The following is a 3,620-nucleotide window of genomic DNA, read 5'->3' as shown; positions in this document are numbered from 1 at the left end:
CGTAGTCTGGGTCCGCTTCGGGCCCAGTGGCAACGGCACCCATCCCAAGAACGCCGTTCTCACTATGAAGAATGATGTCCTTGCCTGCGGGAAGGTGGTTCGATACAAGCATGGGTCGGCCGATACCGAGATTTACATAAGCCCCGTCGTGGATATCCTCCACTACGCGCTTGGCGATCTCATCGGGCGTCCTTGGCGTATAAGTCGGTTTCATTAGTGCATCCTTGGAGCTAACACAACGCGATTGACATAGATCCCAGCTGTCACGACGTGTTCCGGGTTGATGTCCCCAAGAGGCACGATGTGATTTACTTGGGCAATAGTGCATCGAGCCGCAGTAGCCATGACCGGCCCAAAATTCCGTGCTGTGCCTCGATAGGTAAGATTGCCCCAACGGTCACCGGCATTCGCCTTGATGAGTGCGAAATCAGCCACTAACGCGTGCTCAAGCACTTGCTCTATACCGCCGATGGAACGCACCTCTTTTCCTACGGCGAGCTCAGTTCCCACTGCTGTGGGAGTGAAAAAGGCCCCTATTCCTGCTCCACCGGCTCGGATTCGTTCGGCCAGTGTGCCTTGCGGGACCAGTTCCAACTCAATGGCGCCCCTGCGGTACAGTTGGTCGAAATCATCGGAGCCCGGCTGACGAGGAAATGAGCAGATAACCTTTCGTACCCGTTCTTGCTTGACCAGTTTGGCGATGCCCATGCCTTTGCTACCAGCATTGTTGCTAATGATCGTCAAGTTGCGTGCTCCACCGGCGAGGACCGCGTCCACGAGCTCAAAGGGCAGTCCAGCGCCGCCAAAACCTGAGATCATAAGCGTGGAGCCATCTATCACATCGGCTACTGCTTCTTCCAGCGATGCTATGGTTTTATCCATTGTTTCCCTCCTCAATATCTGCCGGTCGAAACACCGGAATCGCACTGCTGTCGCCTTCTGGATGCCGGAAGGTAACAACGACGCGCATGCCAATTTGGAGCCGGACAGGATCGCAATCTACGATGTTAGTCAGCACGCTTGGGCCCTCATCTAATGTCACGAACGCGACGATGTAAGGTTTGACCGCCCGTCTCATAACGCTGTAGGAATAGATAGAGCCTCCACCCAAAGCTTCTTTCCAGACGGTATTTCCGTCCAAGCAGAAGGGACACCGTGGTCGCGGATACCAATGGGACTTATCGCATGACATGCAATGCTTGATCACCAGCCGCTTCTCGCTGGCCATTGACCAGAATCGTTTGGAGTCCTCATCGACGATAGGAGCGAAATAGTCCTTTTCCCATGAACTCATCTTTCTATCCCCTTTCTAAAATCAAGGTGGCGCTTCCGTGCCGGGTTGCCAACATACCGCCTATGCCCTGCACAAGAGCAAGAGCGCAATTCGGCACCTGCACCGCAGGATGGGCCTCTCCGCGCAACTGGCGTACCGCCTCGATGATCTTTGTCATGCCGCCGCGGTTAGCAGGATGGTTATTACACAGCCCACCACCATCGGTATTGAAGGGAAGTCGACCCACGCCTGATATCAGGTTTCCATCCTCTACGAATCGGCCACCCTCCCCTTTTTTGCAGAATCCCAGATCTTCAAGAAGCATGAGCACCGTGATCGTAAAGCTGTCGTACAGCGAGACATACTGGATGTCCTGCGGAGTAACGCCGGCCTCTTCGAAAGCACTTGCACCAGACCACGCCGCACCGGTATAGGTAAGGTCGATATAGCCGCCGTTCTGGTGCTTTACAGACTCACCGGCACCTATTACGCGAACAAGCGGCTTGCGTAGCGTACGGGCAATTTCGGGACGAGCCAGGATGATTGCTCCACCGCCGTCTGTAATCACACAGCAATCCAAGCGGTGCAAAGGATCCGCGATGACTGGCGAATTCACCACCTCCTCCACTGTCACCGGCTTTTGTAACTTTGCATTGGCATTGAATTGCGCATGGTGTGATGCCGCCACTTTGATCATGGCCAACTGTTCCGCGGTCGTGCCGTATTCATACATGTGCCGCATGGCACACATGGCATAACCAGATACATTGGCGATATCGTAGGGTTGCTCCCAAGGATAGTCCGGTTGACTCACGTTACGAACCTTCGGCTTGATGCCGGTGGTCACGCCTTCACTAAGTGGCCGCCCCGCCAGCGTGATGAGCGCGATATTGCATTTATTCTCATTAATAGCACGCACGGCGTGATTCACAAGACTCAGATACGAGGCGCCTCCAACGTCAGTGGAATCAACATATTTGGTGTTGAGATTGAGGTATTCGGCAAGTGAAGTCGGCCCCATTCCCGGCGCATCACCCGAACAAAAATAACCGTCGATGTCATCCTTGTTAATGCCCGCGTCTTCGAGTGCACCGAGCGCTACGTCGGCGTGAAGTCGTGCCACCGTGGTTTCGGGCGCGTAGCGCGTAGGATGCTCGTAGGCACCGACAATGCACGGCATACGTGCGTGGCGTCCGCTTCCAAAATAAGGCGAAGTTTCTGATAAGTTCATCTCTTTCCTGTAAAATAGAATTAATTTCTATTTTTATCGTTTTCAGAAACAGATTCTAATACTATGGCTAAAGAAAGTTCATTGGGGTTATCCCCCGCGAGTGCAGGAAAGAAAGACGGAGTAGCGGCCGTCAATCGCGCCCTCCAAGTCTTAAGTGCGTTCGAATCTTCAGAGGACGGGCTAACACTTTCCACGCTAGCGAGCGAAACGGGCCTTTACCAAAGCACAATACTCAGACTGCTGGAATCGTTAATGCTTGCGGGTTTCGTCAAGCGCCTGCCTGACGGTCGGTACGTTGTCGGACCAAGTGTGCTCATACTCAGCGAGATGTATCGCCGCTCCTTCAATATGACCGACTACGTGGTTCCACACCTCAAGCAGCTTGTGGCCGCAGTCGATGAGTGCGCCAGCCTGTACGTGCGGGAAGGAGATCAACGGATATGTTTGCATCACATACAGCCGCGGCGCTCTGTACGAATGCACGTAGTGGAGGGAAAACATTTCGACCTGAACGTCGGTGCGGCAGGACACGTCATCCGCGCGATCGGTGACGGGGCGGGAGGAGAACGTTATGACACTATCCGGCGTCTGGGCTATTCGGTCTCGCAAGGCGAGCGAGATCCGGAAAGCGCAGCAGTCGCCTGCCCCGTGTTCATGCACGGAACATCCCTAATGGGGGCAATCTCGGTGGTAATTCCACTTTATCGTTTTGATGAAGCCAATTTAGAGAAGCTTGTCCCTGAGATTAAGCGCACAGCTTGGGAGCTATCCGAAGATCTTGGTGGCATCTCGCCGTTCAGGCCGTGAGCGTCCCTCGGCAGAGAATTCGATAGAGAAGCTATGCACCGTATTCCGGCGCACATTCTCCCGTCAACTCAATCATTTACATTGATTACAGTCAACCGGTGGAAAGCGCTCAGGAAACTGTAACAATTGAGAGCATAAGCAAAGGGCTGCCCCTACGGCGCCGAATTGTCGTAATAAAGCATCCCCCTCTGTCACAATAGATGTCCGGTCACTTGAACCTAATAGATGAGGGGGCGGTTGGAGTGTTTTCATGTCCGCCTATAGCCCTGAGCTCAAAGAGCAAATCGTCAGGAAAATGATGCCACCTAA

Annotated in this window: 5 protein-coding genes; 1 reads left to right on the top strand and 4 read right to left on the bottom strand. The window is 53.7% G+C overall.

What is annotated here, in order from left to right:
* The 4 genes from CR155_RS20480 to CR155_RS20465 form a co-directional block, all read right to left on the bottom strand.
* On the bottom strand, positions 1–214 hold a 214-nt coding region (locus CR155_RS20480), incomplete at its 3' end, for a CoA-transferase (RefSeq protein ID WP_304528535.1).
* A complete protein-coding gene (locus tag CR155_RS20475; RefSeq protein WP_102071903.1) occupies positions 214–882 on the bottom strand; it encodes a 3-oxoacid CoA-transferase subunit A in 669 nt (222 codons plus the stop codon). The genes CR155_RS20480 and CR155_RS20475, both read right to left, overlap by 1 nt.
* A complete protein-coding gene (locus tag CR155_RS20470) occupies positions 875–1,294 on the bottom strand; it encodes a Zn-ribbon domain-containing OB-fold protein (protein ID WP_102071902.1) in 420 nt (139 codons plus the stop codon). The genes CR155_RS20475 and CR155_RS20470 overlap by 8 nt, the downstream gene beginning before the upstream one ends.
* 4 nt (positions 1,295–1,298) lie before the next feature.
* Positions 1,299–2,504: a thiolase family protein gene (locus CR155_RS20465; RefSeq protein WP_233214440.1), complete on the bottom strand. Its 1,206-nt coding sequence runs from the start codon at positions 2,502–2,504 to the stop codon at positions 1,299–1,301.
* A 63-nt stretch (positions 2,505–2,567) separates the two neighbouring features.
* Here CR155_RS20465 and CR155_RS20460 point away from each other — a divergent pair, with 63 nt between their 5' ends.
* The gene (locus tag CR155_RS20460; protein WP_102071901.1) at positions 2,568–3,311 is read left to right on the top strand and encodes an IclR family transcriptional regulator; all 744 of its coding nucleotides are present in this window, start codon (positions 2,568–2,570) and stop codon (positions 3,309–3,311) included.
* The last annotated feature ends 309 nt before the right edge of the window (positions 3,312–3,620 follow it).

The organism is Pollutimonas nitritireducens, from assembly GCF_002849615.1.
Classification (GTDB): Bacteria; Pseudomonadota; Gammaproteobacteria; order Burkholderiales; family Burkholderiaceae_B; genus Pollutimonas; species Pollutimonas nitritireducens.
The sequence above is the reverse complement of the archived record's forward strand: the minus strand, read 5'-3'. Positions and strand labels throughout refer to the sequence as shown.

Bases quoted from the DNA above. Each gene is read 5' to 3' on its own strand.
- CR155_RS20470 (WP_102071902.1), bottom strand. From the start codon at position 1,294: ATGAGTTCATGGGAAAAGGACTATTTCGCTCCTATCGTCGATGAGGAC.
- CR155_RS20465 (WP_233214440.1), bottom strand. From the start codon at position 2,504: ATGAACTTATCAGAAACTTCGCCTTATTTTGGAAGCGGACGCCACGCA.
- CR155_RS20475 (WP_102071903.1), bottom strand. From the start codon at position 882: ATGGATAAAACCATAGCATCGCTGGAAGAAGCAGTAGCCGATGTGATA.
- CR155_RS20460 (WP_102071901.1), top strand. From the start codon at position 2,568: ATGGCTAAAGAAAGTTCATTGGGGTTATCCCCCGCGAGTGCAGGAAAG.